The organism is Chitinophaga agri (assembly GCF_010093065.1).
GTDB classification, from domain to species: domain Bacteria; phylum Bacteroidota; class Bacteroidia; order Chitinophagales; family Chitinophagaceae; genus Chitinophaga; species Chitinophaga agri.
Genome location: NZ_CP048113.1, coordinates 5378347 through 5397308 on the forward strand (window position 1 = coordinate 5378347; position 18962 = coordinate 5397308).

Genomic DNA, 18962 nt, shown 5'->3' on the forward strand with positions numbered 1-18962 from the left:
TTTATATTTCAAAGTTTATACATCTGTCATGACTAAATTGCGCATCGGGCTTGGAGTAGATTTTCACCAGTTAACAGAAGGAAGGGATTTCTGGCTGGGAGGAGTATTGGTACCACATCATAAGGGGGCACTGGGGCATAGTGATGCAGACGTGTTGTTACACGCCATCTGTGATGCCATGCTGGGAGCAGCCAGTCTCGGAGATATTGGTGTTCATTTCCCTGATACAGATAATACCTACAAGAACATTGACAGCAAGATCTTGCTGAAACGTACCCTGGAGCTGATCAACCAGAAAGGTTACCAGGTAGTGAATATCGACAGTACCCTGTGTTTGCAGGCACCTAAGATCAAACCATACGTGGAACAAATGCAGGCGACAATCGCAGGCATCCTGAATATTTCAACTGAAGAGGTTTCTATCAAAGCCACGACTACAGAGAAGCTGGGCTTTGTGGGCAGGGAAGAAGGGGTAGTGGCTTATGCGACCGTTCTCCTGGAAAAGGAATAGTAAATACATCTGAATCAACCATTTGTCCCTGGTCTGCTGACTATGGACTATTTAAAATACCTTTGCATCAATGGCAGCTATTACAGTTAAAATAATTAATAAATCCGCAAATCCGCTGCCGGCCTATGCCACAGCAGAAGCGGCAGGAATGGACCTGAGAGCCAGCCTGGAAACAGCAATCACATTACAACCACTGGAAAGGACGTTGGTACCAACAGGTCTGTTCATCGAACTGCCAACAGGATATGAAGCACAGCTCAGACCACGTAGCGGTCTGGCTATCAAGCAAGGGTTGACTTTGCTGAATACGCCTGGTACAATTGATGCTGACTACAGGGGAGAGATCAAAGTTATTATGATCAACCTGTCTAACGAGCCACAGACAATTGCACACGGTGAGCGTATCGCACAGATGGTAGTTGCACCATTTGTACAGGCTGCGCTGGAACCTGTTGAACTACTGACAGAAACAGAACGTGGTGTCGGCGGTTTCGGCCACACCGGTAAATCTTAATAAATGTTCAGAACCCACAATAACGATAAAACCCTGCCCGTAATAAACAGTCTGCCGGCTTATGGCAAACTGACCAGCCACTTGTGTTTATTACTGGCAGGTTTTTGTTGTGTGCTGGGTGCCGCCTGTCGCACAGGCAAATCCACTGCCTCCCGCAAGCCGTCTTCCCGGAATACCTATGTTATCAGGGACTCTGCTCTCCTGCAGCAACGGGCTGACAGCTTATTTTTCTCTGCCGAACGTTCCAAATTACTGGGCGACTACCGTACAGCCATTACCGAGTTTTCTGACTACCTGCGCCTTAAAAGGAATAATCCTACTGCTTATTACGAATTGGCCCGCCTCTTCATAGAAGTGCGGAATCCGCAATATGCACTGGGCTTTGCCAGAAGGGCCGTAGCGATAGACAGCGCTAACAAATGGTTCCAGATCACGCTGGCAGATGCCTTCGGGGTGAACGCTCAGTTTGATAGCGCAGCAGCCGTATATGATCGTCTTGCAACAAAATATCCGGCTAACGAAGAGTATCTCTATAATAAAGGGATGTTCCTGACAAAGGCAGATAAACCTGAACAGGCACTGGCTGTATTTGACTCGCTTGAAGCGAGGGCCGGCCTGATCGAGGAACTGGCCTTTCAGAAACAGCGGCTGTATCTGAAGCTTAACAGAACGGATGATGCTGCTGCTGAAGTACAGAAGCTGATCAATCAGAACCCGGAAGATATCAGATATTATCTCGTCCTCGGGGATATTTATAACTCTAATGACCGGATCGAAGAAGCAACCGCTATTTATAACGAAGTGCTGGAAAGAGATCCCAGTAATCCGCGTGCACTCATTGCGTTGTCCGGCTATGCCAAAAAAGATGGGAAGTATGACGCGTACTGGAATTACCTGACCCGCGCATTCGCTAACCCCGATTACAGCATTGACGAAAAAGTAGCTTATGTCTATCCTTATCTGCAGATGCAGAAACTGGATTCCGGTAAACTGAGAGAAGGGTTGCAGCTATCCCAGCTGGTGATCGACGCACATCCGCAGGAAGCCAAGGCTTATGCACTACAGGCAGATATGTACTCTCAGGCAAACATGCTTGACAGTGCACTGACAGATTATAATAAAGCCGTTACACTCGACTCCACACGTTTTACAGTGTGGTATCAGTTAATGTGGATATACTCCAGGATGGAAGACCCGGCTAACCTGCTGAAAGTGAGCCAGGTAGTTGCTGAACGTTTTCCGAAAGAATATATGGGCCATTATTTTAAAGGCGTGGCCAACTTTTTGCTGCAAAATTATCCTGCATCCATAGAGGCACTGAACCTTGCTGTGCAGACAGGCATTAACAGTGATAAGAATACCAGGGCAGACGTGTATTCATTGCTGGGTGATGCTTATCACGCTACGGGACAGCATCAGTTGTCAGATAGCAGTTATGACAAGGCACTGGCATTGAAACCCAATGATGTGCTTGTACTCAATAATTTCAGCTATTATCTCTCCCTGCGTGGAGAGCAGCTGGAAAAGGCCGAGAGTATGTCCAAACGCTCACTGGAACTGGAGCCTGAAAGTTCGAACTTTATGGATACCTACGCCTGGATACTGTTCCGTATGGCCCGTTATGAACAGGCGAAAGTATGGATGGAAAAGGCGTTGCAAAATGAAGATGCCCGCGAAAATCCCAATATGCTGGAACACTACGGAGATATCCTGTTTAACCTCCATGAAGTAGATAAGGCGCTTGAATATTGGCAGCTGGCAAAACAAAAGGGTGCTAATTCGGTTGGTTTAGCCCGTAAAATTGCAGAAAAACGGTATATACTTGCAACCGAAAGGGAATAGCGCATTTCCCGGTGAAAATGGGAATGTATTGAATTAAAGATCATGATGAAGCAAACATTAGCACTGATAGTATTAGGTATTGTAAGCACGGGACTCTTTTCATGCAGGCATAGCCGCCAGATCGCAGGTACATCTTTTCCTGTGACTGATACCACTCAACATCAGACCATAGAGGCAGACAGCGCCTCTCTTGCTGCTGCCGATACTTTCAATAAAGAAATGCTCGCAAAACTGCGCAGTAACTATATCAATTTTAATACCTTTTCCGCTAAGCTGAAAGTAGACTTCGAAACGGAAGCCAAACAGATGTCAGGTATTAATGCGAATATGCGTTTACAGAAAGACTCTATAATCTGGATCTCTGTATCAGCACCTATTATCGGAGAAGTAGCCAGAGCAGTTATTACACCGGACAGTCTGAAGGCGATTGATAAATTTCATAAAGTGGTTTATCTGCGTGATATGAAGGATGCGAAAGATCTCCTGCATATTCCGTTTGACTTCAAGACGCTGCAGGACCTGATCATAGGTAATCCGATCTACCTTACTGATTCTGTGTACCAGGTTGTAAAAACACCTGCCGTGATCTCTTTCACCTGTGATAGTACAATGTTCACCAGCCTGTTCAATGTGTTTGCTGATGATTACGTGCTGCAGCAAAGCAAGGTGATGGATAAAGACAGCACACGCAAGCGTTCTGTCGAACTGACGTATGGTGAATACAAGTCACTCGATAAAGTTAAATTTGCCACCCTCCGGCGTGTTTTTGTGGAAGAGAAACACTACACAAAGATCAATATGGAATTTAATAAAATAGATTTCGACCAGCCGGTCAGCTTTCCATTCACGGTTCCATCCGGTTATACACGCGAATAGGAATGCATTGGAATGTACCTGAAATTTGTAAATTGCTATTTTGCAGCTATCTTTAAAACCATCATGCTGAATCTGAAGAAGTTTTTCCCGTTTGTATTGATCTTAGGTTTATTACCGGCCTTGCTGTATGCACAGGCTCCCCAGTTGTCGCGGGAGGAACTCGAGCATAGAAAAAAAGAACTGCAACGTGAGATAGATGAAGCAAACGAAGCGCTGAAAAGTACGAAGAAGTCCACCCGTGAAAGCCTCAGTCAGTTGAGAGCATTGCGTGATAAAATCACTTTGCGTACCCGTCTTATCAATAATATCAACGAAGAGATCAACTTCATTAACGGTGATATCAATACTGCCTACAGAGATATTAAGACCCTGGAGAAAGACCTTGATACACTGAAGTCTCAATATGCACAGCTGGTCGTGTATGCGTATAAGAACCGCAGTACCTACGACATGCTGAACTTTATCTTTTCTGCCGAAACATTTAATGATGCCATCAAACGGTATCAGTATCTCAAGCAGTATAGAGATTATCGTCGCAGGCAGGCGGATAATATTCTGGAGACGAGGGAATTGCTGAGTAAGAAGATTGAAAGCCTGCAGGACCAGAAAGAAAAGCGTTCCGGTACCCTGAAAGTAGAACAGGAACAGCGTTCTATTCTCGAAGTGGATAAGAAGGAGAAGGACAAGGTACTGACAAACCTGAAAGGCCGTGAGAAAGAACTGGTAGCAGATATCAACAAGAACAAGAAAGACGCACAGAAAGTGCAGGCTGCTATCCAGGCGGTTATCCGTCGGGAGATAGAAATGGCTAGAAGGCAGGCGGAAGAAGAAGCGGCTGCCAAACGTAAGGCTGCAGCTGAAGAGAAACGCAGAAAAGAAGAAGCCGCGAAGAAAGCCGCTGCCATTGCCGCCGCTAATGCTGCTGCTGCCAAAGCTGCGCAGAATGCAGCGAATGCTAACAATCCAGTGGCTGCTAACAAGCCTGAAGATAAACCAGATAATAAACCAGAGCCTAAGCCTGCTGAGCCAGCGCCTAAACCTGCAACTCCTGCTCCGGAACCAGAGAAACCCGTACGTACAGAAAACGTACTGGAAGCAACACCGGAAGCACTGGCACTGTCAGAGAGCTTTGAAAGTAATCGAGGTAAACTGCCCTGGCCGGTAAGTTCCGGTCACATTATTGGTCACTTTGGTCGCCAGCAGCACGCCGTAATAGAAAGGATCACTGTAGAGAATGATGGTGTGATCATTGGTACCAGCAAAGGTGCGCCGGTAAAAGCGATCTTCCAGGGTGAAGTAAGGACGGTAGCTGTTATTCCTGGTGGTGGTTCCCTTGTGATCATCAGACATGGACAGTACTTCACCAACTATGCCCGCCTGCAAAGCGTGAATGTCCGCACTGGTGACAGGGTAAGTACAGGGCAGGTCATCGGAACAGCCGGCACGAACGAACTGGAGAATCTGGGTGAGGTAGAGTTACAGATATACAGAGGTATACAGAAGCAGAATCCTGAATTCTGGATCAGAAAGAAGTAATTGACGGAATATATGAAAGCCCCTGGGAGAATGATCTTCCAGGGGCTTTTTCTTTGGTTGGCACACCTGTGTAAAAAATAAACCCACCAGCCATGTAACTGCCTGGTGGGTCCCGTATTTTCAGTCCTCATGACTACTTATCAACGGATGCTAACGCTCTGTTCATCACTTCTTCATATAGCGCCTCATATTGAGGTATGATATTACTGATGTGGAAGCGTTGAGCCTGTTCCAGGGCGCCTTTACGCATAGCTTCCAGCAGCTTTTCGTCTTCCAGTAGTTTAATGGCGTTGGCCGCCATGCTGTCTACATCGCCTACTGGGCTCAGGTAGCCTGTCTTACCATGGATGTTCACTTCCGGTAAACCGCCGGCATTGGAAGAGATCACAGGTACTTCAGCTGCCATCGCTTCCAGCGCTGCCAGACCGAAACTTTCATAGTCAGAAGGCAATAAGAACAGGTCCGAGATAGACATTACATCTTCCAGTTGTTCCTGTTTACCCACAAAACGCACATCTCCGCAGAGATGCATATCACGGCACATAGACTCAATCGCGGGTCTGTCCGGACCGTCACCTACCAGTAACAGCTTGGCAGGAAGCTTCTCTCTTACCTGTGCGAATACTTTCACCACATCCGGTACGCGTTTTACCTTACGGAAGTTAGAAACGTGTAACAGGATCTTTTCACCATTCGGGGCAATGGCATTCCTGAAATGCATCAGTTCCGCTGCACGGCGTTTGAAACGCTCAGTATCAACGAAGTTGTAGATCACCTCGATGTCTTTCTCAATCTGGAATGATTTATACGTCTCTTCCCGGAGATTGTTAGACACGGCGGTTATTGCATCCGACTCATTGATAGAGAAGGTAACTACCGGGGCATAGGTTTTGTCCTTACCTACCAGGGTAATATCAGTACCATGCAGTGTCGTGATGAACGGCACAATACGGCCCTGTTTGCTTACGATCTGTTTAGCCAGATAGGCTGTTGATGCATGCGGGATGGCATAGTGTACGTGCAGCAGGTCCAGCTGCTGATTCAGTATAACGTCTACCATGGTGCTGCTCAGTGCAGACTCGTAGGGGGGAAAGTCAAATAGTGGGTAAGTAGGAACCTGCACCTCGTGATAATATATATTAGCATGAAAGGCATTGAGCCGGACAGGCTGCTGGTAAGTGATAAAGTGTACCATATGGCCTTTATCTGCCAGCGCTTTCCCAAGTTCTGTTGCCAGTACGCCACTACCCCCATAAGTAGGGTAACATACTATTCCAATTCGCATGTGTTGTTATTTAAAACTTTAAAACGCTAAACGTCAATGCCAGACGTTGCGCATAGAATGCAGAACGCTTCACGCAGAACACAGTTTTTACGTTAATTACAGGATACAAAATTATAACATTTTAATTTGTCACTCTCGGTAAATGGGATTAGCGGCATGTTAAGATTGTCATCCCGAATTAATGTATCACTCACCCATTTGAATAACAGGGTTATTTAATTAGTTTTAGTCCTTCAAATTAACTGTGTTTATGAGACAATACCTGCTGCCGGCACTGTTGGCCATTACCGTTCCGGTATGTGCACAACAGCAAGAGAATGATTCCCTGGCCATGAGACATTTGGCTACTGAAATACTGACACATAGCAAAGCATACGAGAATCTGAGAGAGCTTACCCAGCAGGTAGGCGGTCGTCTGGCGGGCTCGCCACAGATGGTAAAGGCTGAAAAGTGGGGCGCCAGGGTACTGAAAGACGCCGGTGCCGATACGGTGTATATGCAGGAATGCCAGGTGCCTCATTGGGTAAGAGGCGCAAAGGAAGAAGTACGCATCATCTCCCGTCGCCGTGATTTTATACCACCTTTAAATGTGCTGGCACTGGGTAATTCAGTAGGTAGTGCGCCATCCGGTATTACTGCTCCTGTCATCGAAGTGGCCTCTTTTGAAGACCTTGAAGCGAAAAAAGACCAGGTAAAAGGTAAGATCGTGTTTTACAATTATGCGTTCAATCCAGCATATATCCACACTTTTGAGTCTTACGGTGATGCTGTGAAATACCGTGGACAAGGGGCCAGCCGTGCCGCTAAATATGGTGCACTGGCAGTAGTGGTACGTTCCATGACTCATGGCGCTAACAACCTGCCACATACCGGTGCTTTGAGCTATGATGAATCTGCTCCGAAGATCCCGGCTGTGGCTATCGGTCTGGAAGACGCTGAGCGCCTGAGCAACCGCCTGAAAAGCGATGTAGACATGAAACTCTACTTCCGTACCAACTGTAAAATGCTGCCTGATACCACCGGTCATAATGTGATAGGTGAGATCCGTGGTACAGAACATCCGGAACAGATCATCACCGTAGGTGGTCACCTGGATTCCTGGGATGTAAATGAGGGGGCACATGATGATGGTACCGGTTGTGTACAGTCAGTAGAAATACTGCGTGCCTTTAAAGCGTTAGGTATTAAACCGAAGAACACCATCCGTATCGTACTGTTTGCCAACGAAGAAAATGGTGCACGCGGTGGAAAGAAATATGCCGCAGAAGCGAAAGCAAAAGGAGAGCAGCATATATTCGCATTAGAAAGTGATGCCGGTGGTTTTACCCCACGAGGTTTCTCTCTGATGATGCCGGATGCAAAACGTGCAAAGATCCAGTCCTGGGCGCCGTTGTTCCTGCCATATGATGTATATGATTTCAGTGGTGTTGGCGGAGGCGTGGACGTAGGACAGCTGTACGAAGCAATCGGTACTCCAATGGGAGAGCTGCTGCCTGATTCCCAGCGTTATTTCGACCTGCACCATGCTGCTAATGATACCTTTGAAGCCGTGAACAAGAGAGAACTGGAACTGGGCGCTTTCAGTATGGCCGGGCTGATCTACCTGATCGATAAATATGGATTATAATCCTTACCTGATCAAATAAACAATATGCGCAAATTTCTTTTTATGGTAGTCGGAGGCGTTCTGCTACTGTTCGTGCTGTTCTTCCTCTATAGATACTACTATGTATTTGGTAGTGGTGTAAAAGCGGGTGAACTGAACCTCTTTGTGAAAAAAGGTTATATCATGAAAACGTATGAAGGCCGCCTTATTCAGACGGGATACCGCTCTAAACAACCCGGAGCGCTGCAGTCCAATGAATTTAATTTCTCTGTTACGAATGAGCGTGTTGCACAGCAGTTACTGAGAGCCAGCGGTAAGTTCGTTGAGCTCCAGTACAATGAGTATCAGGGAGCGTTGCCATGGAGAGGTGTTAGTAATTTTGTGGTAGACAGTGTGTTGTCGATCAGAGACGTGAACTATTAAATTAGGAATTACTAGTTAGCAATTTGAGCTGCTTATTGCAGCTGGAATAAAAGAAGGCGCCTGATCTAATTATTAGATCAGGCGCTTTGTTTTATAAGCCAGAAGTTTATTTTTAACCGGCATAATTCCTAATTCCCAATTCTTAACTTCCTCCCTGTGCCATCAGCAGGAAGATGGCTGGTTTCTTATGCAGCTCAGGTATTTGCTGTTTCCATTCTTTCACCGTCTTTGTCCGGATGAATTCTTCCGGGCCGGTAATATCAGCAGCTACACATACCTGCGTGTCGTCTTTACAATTATTCAGGATATCCTTGAATACATGGTTGTTACGATAGGGTGTTTCTATGAAGAGTTGTGTTTGCCGTTTCTTCAGTGACTGCATTTCCAGGTCACGGATAGCCTTCACTCTTTCCGGTGGTTTTACCGGCAGATAACCTACGAACTGAAAGTTCTGTCCGTTCATGCCGGAGGCCATCAGGGCAAGCAGCATGGAATTGGGTCCCACCATGGGAATAACCTGTGCATCAATAGCATGTGCCACCTGTACAACACGATGACCAGGATCGGCAATGGCAGGACATCCTGCTTCGCTGATGACGCCGATATCTTTACCAGACAGTAATATCTGTTTGGCAAGTGACGTATCTGGTGACTGGTGTTCTGACATCAGCAGCAACTGCAACTCATCGATGTTGATGCTTCTGTCCAGCGCTTTCAGATATCTTCTGGCCGTACGTTCATTCTCCACAAAAAATACGCTGATCTGTTTTACCACCGGTGTGATATAGGCCGGTATGGTATGCAGCGTGTCTGCACTAAGTACAGTTGGTATCAGGTATACCTTACCAGGTTGCGCCATGCAATAATCGTTTGTCAGATAAGTGAATAGTAGCTGCAATTACAGCATAGGAGGGCGCAAGCACCCATCCCAGTATCGGAATGAACATGAGGATATAAAACACCATCCCATTACCCAGTGCAATGCCTCTGTGTTCCTTGATAAAGCGGATACTTTGTTTTGTGCTCATACGATGCCTTTCACAGCTGTAATCGACCATGGAGAATCCGTAGAAATAGCATTCAATGAAGAAGGCAAATAATGGAGTGATCCAGCCTACGATCGGAATGAAAGAGAGTATGATCAGGAATATCACGCAGATGGTCTGATACAGCATATTCCGCAGGGAGATAACGATACCGCGTCCCATGTCTTTGATGAATTGCTGCCAGCTGAAAGGGAAATCCCGGTTTTCCAGTATCGCTTCTGTTTTCTCTGAGAGATAAGCAAAAAGGGGAGAACCGAGTATAAGGAAAAGATATTTGTAATAGGCAAAGTAAAGCAGTAGCATAACGATCCGTATCGAGAACGCCAGCAGGATAAAGAAGAAGTTCACCCAGCTGCTTTCCAGGTCCTGGATCCATATTTTAAGGGGGAGCAGGTTAAACAGGTATTCAACAAATTCTCCCGAATAACCCCAGACAAAATAACTGCCTGTCATGAACAATATACAGTAAAGGATACCGGGTACTAGTATCCACTTCCATAATCTGTGCTGCATAATAAACTGGTGCGCCTTCCCATAAGCCTGAATCGCTGCCAGTACTTCTCTGAATGAAAACAAAATCCTGGAATTTTAGTGGTTAGTTATTCGCTATAAGCATTGATCCGGTTGTAAGTAACTAAAAATCAGTGGAACAATGGTAAAAAAAATCTGGATGCAATAAAAAACCTGCCAGCTTATGCAACTGGCAGGTTCCGTTGAAATGAGTTTTTATCGGATCAGAACCTCGGACAGAGTGTTCTATATTTACTTCCTTCGCTGCGTCTATGCACGTAGATAATGGAGAGCTCCATACCTCCGCGATAGTTAGAGGCCGGTTTCAGTGTTGATACGTTCATATCGTAAGAAGCACCAATTGTGAAACCATTGATCTCAAGACCTACATATGGGTTGATCGCATCTTTCAGACGGTACCAGCTACCGAGGTAGAAGGTGGTCGGATTTTCATCATCACCGTTGAGATTGAAACCGTAGGCACCACCGAATGAAAATTCAGAAGCTGTACTCTGCTTCATGTACAATGCACTAAAGTGTATACGGTTGCTACCATTCACAGGAACAGAACCACCACCGTGTGCAGTAAATCTGGATGTCAGACGGTTATTGTTCTGCGCCATGAAGGTTTCAGTTGGCTGTGTAATATGATAGTAGGAAGCACCTACATAGATATTGGAAGATTCGCCTACTAGACCATTATACAGGATACCGATATTCGGATCGAAGTAGGAAATGGTCGGATTGACAAAGGTTTCACCGCTTGGTATAGCCGGGTTATAACCATTGTTGTCGATCTGATTTTCGAAGACCAGTTTAGTCTGGTCCAGGCGTTTTTGCACCAGTGTTCCCTGCAAACCTACTGCTAGGGTGTGGTTACCTTCCGGATCTAATCCTTTATGATAGGCTGTACTAAAGCTCAGGTATGTAGAAGTCAGTGCACCACCGCCGGTCCTGTCGTACATGGCCATTATGCCTACACCCCAGATGTCGGTATAGTTCAGCACATTCTTCAGAATGCCGAAGTCTACCGCAGCGGTTCCGGTGGTAAATGGAGTCGAAATACTTCTCCACTGTGAACGATAGTTCCCTGAGACACGAAAATCACCTGAAAACAGGCCCGTAAATGCCGGATTAAGTGTGAGTGGGGAGGCGAAGAACTGCGAAAAATGCGGGTCCTGCGCCCTGGCCGGGTTCATCAGATAAAGGGCAATCGTGAAAAACAGCAACACTTTTTTCATAAAACAATACTTATAAGTATAGGGTTTTCTCATGGTTCCATGTGAAGGTACACAATGCTACTCATATTCCAAATTAAAAATATATAACAGTGTGTTAGAGAAATCCCTAAAGTGCTATGAATGAATGAATAATCGAATCAGTTTTTATTTAGCTGACTACTCAATTTTTTAAAAAATCAATCCATTCTGACGATATTCGGCTATTACTGCTGTAGCTTGTTTCCAAATGCGAGGTCTCCGGCATCTCCAAGGCCAGGAACAATGTATCCTTTAGCGGTCAGTTCGTCATCAATATCACCAGCCCAGATGCTCAGATTGCTGTCTGTGTTTCTTTGTACATATTCAATTCCAACGGTACAGGCGATGGCAACTACCAGGTGTATATGCTTTGGTTTACCCAGGCTTTGCAGATATTCTATGGTTTTCACCAGGGAAGCACCTGTTGCCAGCATCGGGTCAGAAAGGATAACCACCTGGCCATCAATAGACGGACTGGATACATACTCGAGGTTGATATCGAAGGTACCGTCATCTTTATGCTTACGGTAAGCAGAAATAAAGGCATGATCAGCTTTATCAAAGTAGTGAAGTAGGCCCTGGTGTAATGCTAGTCCTGCTCTCAGGATCGTGGCCAGTACAGGTTGTTGCTTCAACACCCGGCAGTTTGCGATGCCAAGTGGGGTCTGGATCTCTTTCTCTTCGTATTCCAATGTCTTACTGATCTCGTATGCGGCAATTTCGCCCACTCTTTCCATGTTGCGTCTGAAACGCATACGGTCAGTCTGTACTTCTACGCTTCTGATCTCACTTAACCAGTCTCCTACTAACGAATTGGTGCTACTTAGATTCACTATCATGTATGCAAAATACCAAAATTTTTACACCCTGGAAATCTAAATAACAATAAAGTAACGAAAAGACTGGCCAGGGTACTTAAACCCTGACCTGCCCGGGAAAAACAATGAAGAAAGGCCGACTAAAACGAACTAATTTGTACCATGATTGTTACTGATTAATTGTGCTTTTTTAACCAATTGTATAAACTCTGCCCTATAGCCCTCTTCGTCCTTCCCGCGCGCATTTCCAGCGAGTTTGAGGACTTGTTCATAGGTAGCATTTCCTTTGTGTTCGGAGTTGCGCAGCAGTAGTCCGAAGTCAGCAACTGCGGCGGCCATACGGAAATCCTCCGGCGCCTGGCTGATATCCTGTTGTTTCCAGTCTAACACTTTCGTTACAAGTTTACTTTGCTGGCCCTCTGGTGCTTTGTACCGCATCTTCACTGTCAGTACTTCGTTGCTGTTGCCAGCCACAGCCTTGTTTTGCTGATATTTCAGCGGGTCGGTACCTGGTTGTGCAACGGCTGCCCCTACCGGTACGATCTCATACAGTGCTGTTACTGTGTGTCCGGCGCCCATATCTCCGGCATCTTTTTTATCATTATTAAAATCTTCGTCGTTCAGTAATCTGTTTTCATAACCTACCAGCCTGTACGACTGCACATATTTCGGATTGAACTCTATCTGTAGCTTAACATCTTTTGCAATCGTGAACAGGGTGCCGCCAAATTCGGTAACGAACATACGGCGGGCTTCTTCATAATTGTCTATGTAAGCATAGTTACCGTTGCCTTTGTCCGCCAGTATCTCCAGTTTGTTATCCTTGTAATTTCCCATACCAAAGCCAAGCACAGACAGGAAAATGCCCTTTTCACGTTCATTTTCAATGAGGCGTTGCAGTTCGCCGTCGCTGGATTGCCCTACATTGAAGTCTCCGTCAGTAGCTATGATCACACGGTTGTTCCCCTTTTTGACCAGGTGCTCCGCCGCAGTCTCATAGGCCAGTTTGATGCCAGCGCCGCCAGCAGTGGACCCGCCTGCTTCCAGTCTGTCGAGCGCATCCAGGATAGCTGTTTTCTGAGAGCCCGGTGTGGACGGTAGCACCAGTCCGGCAGCTCCCGCATATACCACGATCGCGACTTTGTCTACAGGCCTCAGCTGGTTTACGAGTGCCTTGAAGGCCTGTTTTACCAACGGTAACTTCCGGGATTCGCCCATGGAACCGGATACATCGATCAGGAATACAAGATTGGAAGGAGGGAGGTTCTCCTTCGCCACATCTTTGCCTTTTAACGCGATACGTACCAGTTGATGGGTGGTGTTCCAGGGGCAGGCAGCCATATCTGTATATATGGCTACCGGCGCATCATCTGTCGGGTTAGTGTATTGGTAGTCAAAATAGTTGATCATTTCTTCCACGCGCACCGCATCCACAGGAGGCATATTGCCCTCATTCAGGAAGCGGCGGATATTCGCGTAGGAAGCCCTGTCAACATCAATGGAGAAGGTGCTTAATGGATTACTAGACACGGTGTGGAAGCTATTTTCGTTAACTGCGCTATAGTCTTCCGTATTGGGTTCGGATTGGGGAATATAGTTAGCCACGTTATATGACCTGTAGTTAACATTTGCGACGGCGGCAGGGGCCATGGCTGCTTTTCTTTGTATGCCAAGACCGGTAACGACAACTTCCTGTAATGCGGTATTATCCGCTTTCAGCCTGACACGTAATGGTGTACTGGTCTTGTATTTATTAGTTTTGATGCGCTGCTTCTGATAACCAATATATGCTACTTCCAGCTCTACGATGGAACTATCCAGTACCACCTCGGCCTGTCCCAGCTGATCGGTCAGTGTGCCACTGGATGTTTTCGCCTGTTTGGTTTTGAGTAAGATCGTAACACCTGGTAGCGGGACATTATCCCGATCGTCAACCACAGAAACAGATAATTTTACCGGAGTTTTCCCCGCAGCTGCTGACTGAGCCAGCCCTTTAATAGGTATTCCCAACAGACTGAACGCAATCAGGCTCAGTAAGAGGCGGTTGAGATGTTTTCGCATGGGATAATTTTTTAGTCTGCATTCATGATGCGGCGGGAACAACAATTCCATAAAAGGGCGAAAAAAAATGCTGAAAGCGGCACATTATTTACTTTTGCACAAATTTTACCGCATGGTTTATAATGTAATAGGCTTAACGTCAGGCACTTCGCTCGCAGGGCTGGATATAGTTTTCGTGGCATTGACCGAAGTACGTGGCAAATGGACATATGAGTTAAAGGCCGCTGAACGCCTGGCTTATACCTCCGAATGGGAGGAAAAACTGGGGGGAGCTGCTGCATTACCAGCCAGAGACTACTTCCTGTTGCACAGTGAATACGGGCATTTTATCGGACATGCAGTTAATCAGTTCATCGCACAGCATCAGCTGGACCATAAAGTACATTTTATCACTTCTCATGGACATACCGTTTTCCATGTTCCGGCACAAAAGATGACTGCCCAGCTGGGAGACGGCGCAGCTATTGCCGCTGTTACCGGCATTTCTGTCATCAGTGACCTTCGTTCCGTTGACGTGGCGCTGGGAGGAAAAGGAGCGCCCGTATTACCGGTTGCCGAACAGTTACTGTTCCCGGATTACCACTACCGGGTGAACCTGGCTGAAAATGCTAGTATTGCGGCGCAGCCGGATGGTCAGCTTATCGCATTTGATGTATGCCCTTGTAACTATGTGCTGGATACCCTGGCAGGATTGCTGGGACGTCCTTTTGATGAAGAAGGTAAACTGGCTGCCGGTGGTGTAACCGATCAGGGGCTGCTGGATGCATTAAACGGACTGGCGTTTTACAGTGAACAGTATCCAAGAACGCTGACCTCAAAATTTGGTACGGGTACCATTTTGCCCATGATACAACAACAGCAGTTATCTACCCAGGGAAAGCTGAATACCTATACCCATCATATTGCTGCGCAGGTGGCAGCTGCCGTTCAGCAGCTCACACCTTCTGCAGAAGGTGCTGCATATAACCTGTTGCTGACCGGTGGTGGTGCCCGGAATACTTACCTTGTAGAAACGATACGTACCATATTACAGCCATTGAATGTGACTGTAACGGTGCAGGAAGAGCCTTTCAGAAATGCGTTGATGATTGCGTTACTGGGTGCGTTGCGCTGGAGACAGGAACCGAATGCTTTATCAGCCGTAACTGGCGCTGAGAAAGATAGTGTGGGTGGAGCTTTGTGGTCTGTAGAATAAAAATACCGGAGGCATATGAACAATACTGTTCATATGCCTCCGCTAATAAAACAGGTTATATCACTGCTGCTGTGAAGCTGAAACTATCTCCGTCAAATAATCCCTTATCGCTTAGTTTCAGATGAGGGATCACCAGCAGTGCCATGAATGATAATGTCATAAAAGGCGCATCTAATTTACTTCCCAGCGCCTTCGCCGCTTTGTCCAGCTGACTGTATTGTGCGGCTACTTCATAACCATCCAGGTTGCTCATTAATCCTGCTACCGGCAACGGTAGTATGCTTGTCGTTCCATTGACTGCTACACTTACGCCTCCTTTATGTGCGATGACTGCATTGACTGCTTGTGCAATACTATCATCATCTACACCAACAGCGATAATGTTGTGACTATCGTGCGCAACGGATGATGCAATGGCGCCCTGTTTGAAACCGAAGTTCCGGATGAAACCCAGTGCCACTGGCGCTTCGTGATAGCGATTGACCACAGCGAGTTTCAGAATGTCTTTCTCTGTGGATGAAAAAAGTTGATTGTCAGTTACCGGTAGAGTTTCGATAATGCTGTTCGTGATGAGTTGTCCGTCCAGTGCTTCAATCACTTTTACCTTTGATGTGATGCCACTGGCCGTAATATGAAAGTCGCTGGTAGATTTGGGCGTACATTCAAAGTTGTTGATAACCGGTGCGATGATGGATGGGATCAGCGTTTCGCCGTTTTGCGCTACCAGTTGTCCGTTAATGTAAGTCGCCTTGATATTGAATGTATCCGGATGGTCGGCAACAATGAAATCAGCAGGATCGCCAACGCGCAATAGCCCGGCTGGTATTTTGTAATGCAGCACAGGATTAATACAGGCAGCTCTCAGTACTTTGAACAGATCTATCTTCAGCGCCAATGCTCTTCTCACTAATGCATCGATGTGACCTTCCACAAGGTTGTCGGGATGTTTATCATCACTGCAGAACATGATCTTTTCAGGATGATCGTGTAGCAGGTGTATCAATGCATCGAAGTTACGCGCAGCACTACCTTCCCTGATGAGGATATGCATGCCATGCTGTAGTTTATCGAGCGCCTCTTCAGCCGTGAAACATTCATGATCGGTACTGATACCTGCGTCAATATATTTTTTTGCATCTTCTCCACGTAGTCCGGGGGCGTGTCCGTCCACAGGTTTTCCAATGCGTTTTGCAGCGGCGATCTTAGCCATCACATCTGGTTGCTCATGCAGCACGCCGGGAAAGTTCATCATCTCCGTGAGATACAGGACCTCCGGTTTTTCCAGTAACGCTTCCACATCTGCGACCGTTACTTCTGCACCCGCTGTTTCGAAGATCGTCGCAGGTACACAGGATGGTGCACCGAAGCAGAATTTAAAGGGAACGCTTTTGCCATTTTCCAGCATGTATTCCACCCCCTGTACACCCAGTACATTCGCTATTTCATGCGGATCAGAAACTGTTGCCACAGTGCCATGTACAACGGCCAGTCTGGCGAACTGTGATGGCGTCAGCATGGAGCTTTCCACATGTACGTGTGCGTCTACAAAACCTGGTAACAGGTATTGCTCATGGGTCATCGCATCTTCGGTGATCCGGGCGATCTTGCCGTTTTCTACGGTGATAGTAGCAGGGTAGATCTTCTGTTGCAGTATATCTATCAGGTTACCGGATATCTGGAATGAATTGGACATGCAGGAATGATTTTATGATGAATAATTCTGCAGCATAGCTTTCGCTTCTGCGGCTATTTTTTCTGCCAATACTGCTGGTTGCAGCACTTTTACATTCGCGCCGTAGCTCAGCAGCAGCATCTGTAGTTCGTGATTGATCACGACGTGTAGTGATATGCGACATTCCCTGTCGGTATCTTTTTCTACCTGCTGTGAAGGGTGTATGGGTTGCGACTTGATGTATTTACCCTGTAATGGCGTAAACGACAGCAGCACTTTTTCAGGTTCACCCTGTGGCACAGTTACCCCGATCGCATGTTTGTAGTAGCTGGCATCGTCAAAGTTCTTTTCGCTGAACGTTTTGCTGGTAGGCCATATGTCCACGATCCTGTCCAGTGCAAATGTGAGCAGTGTACCACCCTTGGCCTTCTGGCTTTTGCCAATCAGGTAAAAGCGGTATTGATACTCACGCAGGTGGTAAGGTTCCACCCAGTGTTCTTTCGGCTCGTTCCTGTCAAAGCTCTGGTAGGCAATACGGATCACTTCCCTGCCTTTGATCGCATCTACAATGAAGGGTATATGTGCAGCGCCTTTGTATTGCGTGGCGCGCGCAAATTTGATCAGGCCCTTGTGTTCCAGTACTTCCCTGTTCTTTTTCAGGCTGGCCGCTATTTTGAGAATAGCGTCCTCAAACTGCACGATAACCGGCAGGCTGCGGAATTGTTCCAGGATACCAATAGCGATCTCCAGCCCCTGAAGATCTGCTTCATCTATTGGCAGACTATTGATAGAATATGTTTCGTCATCGTATCGGTAAGTGCCTGTACTGCGATCGTACAGGATAGGCGCCTTATAGTTTAGTTCGGGGTCATGGCGCATGTCCTGGATGTCTTTCTGAATAGTACGTACGGAAATGGTAGCATCCATTTTCGCAGATACAAACTCAATGAGGTCTTCCAGGGTGGGTTTTCTCAAACGCTTGTTGCGTAACCGTTCGTCTATCCAGCGGTAACGCGAAACAGCATCCTTGTTTTTAGGCATGCAGTGAAATATTTAGAGGATAAAAGTAGTTAAAATTCGCTACGCAGATTGTCTGCGTTTTGACCGGGTATCTTTGTATTGTTATCAACAACAAACGGTTATGAAACAGACAAATACCGCTACAGTAACCGCCTCACAGGCAATTTCAGTTGGCCAGATCATCCTGGATGATACCAATTATTTAACCTTCTGGGGACACATCCAAAAGGATGAGATGTGGCAGCGTTGCGACTTTATCACGACTTACGAAGTGTTGAACACGATGCTCCGTTATGTGCAGGACAGAAGCGATGCCGTACAGATGTCTATCGTGCAGAAACTGGAGAATATGGAGCAGATCCCGGATATGATCGACCTGGAGATGGAACTGGGAAAAGCAGTGCTGTTTGATAACATGTATTTCAGGTTAACCCGCCCGGGCCATCTTCAAGGTGGTAACTGGGTTGAATATACCGCAGGAGAATGCTATTTCATTGAACAGGTAACCCCATTAGCATCCGCCAGCGTGCCGCATTTTGTCAGAAAGACTGACCATTTTATGGAAATGCTCCATAATAGCTATGAACTGTATCTGGGCTATATAGAGCTTGAATTTGATGAAGATGCGGCACGCAGGAAGGCTGACCTTACAGACGATCTTAAGTTTACCCTGGCATATTATGCGTGGAAAGAACGGACTTTATAAACTAGTACCCCATACTATTCCCGTGAAACCCCTAAAAGTACCCTGAGAAACCCTGATAACCCCGAAAAAGCGACCCGGTAAC

The 18962-nt window shown here is 46.5% G+C and carries 17 protein-coding genes; 9 read left to right on the forward strand and 8 right to left on the reverse strand.

Features of this window, described 5'->3' with window-relative positions; genetic code table 11:
• Positions 1-28 precede the first annotated feature (28 nt).
• The 5 genes from ispF (at position 29) to GWR21_RS21520 (ending at position 5279) form a co-directional block, all read left to right on the forward strand.
• Positions 29-511 carry a 2-C-methyl-D-erythritol 2,4-cyclodiphosphate synthase gene (gene ispF / locus GWR21_RS21500; protein WP_162333737.1) on the forward strand — a complete coding sequence of 161 codons (483 nt, stop codon included), beginning with the start codon at positions 29-31 and terminating at the stop codon, positions 509-511.
• A 70-nt stretch (positions 512-581) separates the two neighbouring features.
• Positions 582-1025, forward strand: coding sequence for a dUTP diphosphatase (dut, locus tag GWR21_RS21505; protein ID WP_162333738.1), 444 nt, complete (start codon positions 582-584; stop codon positions 1023-1025).
• A 3-nt stretch (positions 1026-1028) separates the two neighbouring features.
• Positions 1029-2867: a tetratricopeptide repeat protein gene (locus GWR21_RS21510; RefSeq protein ID WP_162333739.1), complete on the forward strand. Its 1839-nt coding sequence runs from the start codon at positions 1029-1031 to the stop codon at positions 2865-2867.
• A 42-nt stretch (positions 2868-2909) separates the two neighbouring features.
• A complete protein-coding gene (locus GWR21_RS21515) occupies positions 2910-3743 on the forward strand; it encodes a DUF4292 domain-containing protein (protein ID WP_162333740.1) in 834 nt (277 codons plus the stop codon).
• Positions 3744-3806: 63 nt separating this feature from the next.
• Positions 3807-5279 (forward strand): murein hydrolase activator EnvC family protein, encoded by a 1473-nt coding sequence (locus GWR21_RS21520; protein ID WP_162333741.1) that lies wholly within the window; start codon positions 3807-3809, stop codon positions 5277-5279.
• A gap of 133 nt (positions 5280-5412) precedes the next feature.
• Here the strand turns inward: GWR21_RS21520 and bshA are convergent, their stop codons facing one another.
• A complete protein-coding gene (bshA, locus tag GWR21_RS21525) occupies positions 5413-6564 on the reverse strand; it encodes an N-acetyl-alpha-D-glucosaminyl L-malate synthase BshA (protein ID WP_162333742.1) in 1152 nt (383 codons plus the stop codon).
• Positions 6565-6814: 250 nt separating this feature from the next.
• Between bshA and GWR21_RS21530 the strand changes: the two genes are divergently transcribed.
• Together GWR21_RS21530 and GWR21_RS21535 are read left to right on the forward strand one after the other, a co-directional pair.
• Positions 6815-8191 carry a M20/M25/M40 family metallo-hydrolase gene (locus GWR21_RS21530; RefSeq protein ID WP_162333743.1) on the forward strand — a complete coding sequence of 459 codons (1377 nt, stop codon included), beginning with the start codon at positions 6815-6817 and terminating at the stop codon, positions 8189-8191.
• 24 nt (positions 8192-8215) lie between these two features.
• The gene (locus GWR21_RS21535) at positions 8216-8593 is read left to right on the forward strand and encodes a hypothetical protein (protein ID WP_162333744.1); all 378 of its coding nucleotides are present in this window, start codon (positions 8216-8218) and stop codon (positions 8591-8593) included.
• A 142-nt stretch (positions 8594-8735) separates the two neighbouring features.
• On the opposite strand, the gene GWR21_RS21540 is transcribed toward GWR21_RS21535, so the two are convergent.
• The 5 genes from GWR21_RS21540 to GWR21_RS21560 all read right to left on the reverse strand — a co-directional run bounded on the left by GWR21_RS21540 (position 8736) and on the right by GWR21_RS21560 (position 14287).
• Positions 8736-9452: an SAM-dependent methyltransferase gene (locus tag GWR21_RS21540; protein ID WP_162333745.1), complete on the reverse strand. Its 717-nt coding sequence runs from the start codon at positions 9450-9452 to the stop codon at positions 8736-8738.
• Complete coding sequence (locus GWR21_RS21545; RefSeq protein ID WP_162333746.1) at positions 9436-10215, reverse strand: EI24 domain-containing protein; 780 nt, start codon at positions 10213-10215, stop codon at positions 9436-9438. The genes GWR21_RS21540 and GWR21_RS21545 overlap by 17 nt, the downstream gene beginning before the upstream one ends.
• Positions 10216-10373: 158 nt before the next feature.
• Positions 10374-11390 carry a PorP/SprF family type IX secretion system membrane protein gene (locus GWR21_RS21550; RefSeq protein WP_162333747.1) on the reverse strand — a complete coding sequence of 339 codons (1017 nt, stop codon included), beginning with the start codon at positions 11388-11390 and terminating at the stop codon, positions 10374-10376.
• Positions 11391-11593: 203 nt separating this feature from the next.
• Positions 11594-12247, reverse strand: a complete 654-nt coding sequence (gene upp, locus GWR21_RS21555) for a uracil phosphoribosyltransferase (protein WP_162333748.1) — start codon at positions 12245-12247, stop codon at positions 11594-11596.
• Between the two features lie 129 nt (positions 12248-12376).
• Positions 12377-14287: a YfbK domain-containing protein gene (locus GWR21_RS21560; RefSeq protein ID WP_162333749.1), complete on the reverse strand. Its 1911-nt coding sequence runs from the start codon at positions 14285-14287 to the stop codon at positions 12377-12379.
• Between the two features lie 112 nt (positions 14288-14399).
• Between GWR21_RS21560 and GWR21_RS21565 the strand changes: the two genes are divergently transcribed.
• Positions 14400-15482, forward strand: coding sequence for an anhydro-N-acetylmuramic acid kinase (locus GWR21_RS21565; protein WP_162333750.1), 1083 nt, complete (start codon positions 14400-14402; stop codon positions 15480-15482).
• 55 nt (positions 15483-15537) lie between these two features.
• On the opposite strand, the gene ade is transcribed toward GWR21_RS21565, so the two are convergent.
• Complete coding sequence (gene ade, locus GWR21_RS21570; RefSeq protein ID WP_162333751.1) at positions 15538-17175, reverse strand: adenine deaminase; 1638 nt, start codon at positions 17173-17175, stop codon at positions 15538-15540.
• A 12-nt stretch (positions 17176-17187) separates the two neighbouring features.
• Entirely contained in the window at positions 17188-18195 is a 1008-nt protein-coding gene (locus GWR21_RS21575; protein WP_162333752.1) for a helix-turn-helix transcriptional regulator, read from the reverse strand.
• Between the two features lie 100 nt (positions 18196-18295).
• Between GWR21_RS21575 and GWR21_RS21580 the strand changes: the two genes are divergently transcribed.
• Positions 18296-18880, forward strand: coding sequence for a hypothetical protein (locus GWR21_RS21580; protein ID WP_162333753.1), 585 nt, complete (start codon positions 18296-18298; stop codon positions 18878-18880).
• The last annotated feature ends 82 nt before the right edge of the window (positions 18881-18962 follow it).